The 567-nt window shown below is 57.1% G+C and carries 2 protein-coding genes; both read left to right on the top strand.

Features of this window, described 5'->3' with window-relative positions:
• A partial coding sequence (locus ACIOMO_RS27640) for a hypothetical protein (RefSeq protein WP_401244655.1) occupies nt 1-139 on the top strand: 139 nt, incomplete at its 5' end.
• Nucleotides 140-338: 199 nt separating this feature from the next.
• The coding region (locus tag ACIOMO_RS27635; RefSeq protein WP_401244647.1) for an ATP-grasp domain-containing protein at nt 339-567 on the top strand (229 nt) is incomplete at its 3' end.

Below are 567 nucleotides of genomic sequence, written 5' to 3'. Positions count from 1 at the left end.
CGGTATGGAATTCGGCACCAGCGCTGAAGATCTGGGCATGATGGTTTTCTCCCATCCGACCCTGTCTGAAGCCTTGCACGAAGCTGCTTTGGCGGTGAATGGCGGCGCCATCCACATTGCCAACCGCAAAAAGCGTTAACAGACAATAAGAAACCACGGCGGTAACGGCCCGTCGTGAGCCTTGCGAGCAAGTCTCACCGCGGAATGTCCGCTGGACGCAGTCTTGCGTAGTTGCACCGGGTATCCGGAAAGGCTACGCAAGCAGCAGTCACAGGTGGCGCGGCACTCATATGAGCGCAGCGCCGAATGCGCAGTACCTAACGAAGACGGTAAAAAGCATGAATCTTCACGAGTATCAGGGTAAGCAGCTGTTCGCTGAATACGGCCTGCCAGTTTCCACTGGTTACGCAGTAGACACCCCGGAAGCAGCAGCAGAAGCTTGCGACAAAATCGGCGGCAGTGAGTGGGTTGTCAAAGCCCAGGTCCACGCTGGTGGTCGCGGTAAAGCGGGCGGCGTTAAGCTGGTTCGCAGCAAAGAAGACGCCAAAGCCTTCTCACAGCAGTGGC

It is taken from the genome of Pseudomonas sp. NPDC087804, from assembly GCF_044742965.1.
Taxonomy (GTDB): domain Bacteria; phylum Pseudomonadota; class Gammaproteobacteria; order Pseudomonadales; family Pseudomonadaceae; genus Aquipseudomonas; species Aquipseudomonas rustica.
Note: the sequence above shows the minus strand (reverse complement) of the source record. Positions and strands in the feature narration are given on the sequence as shown.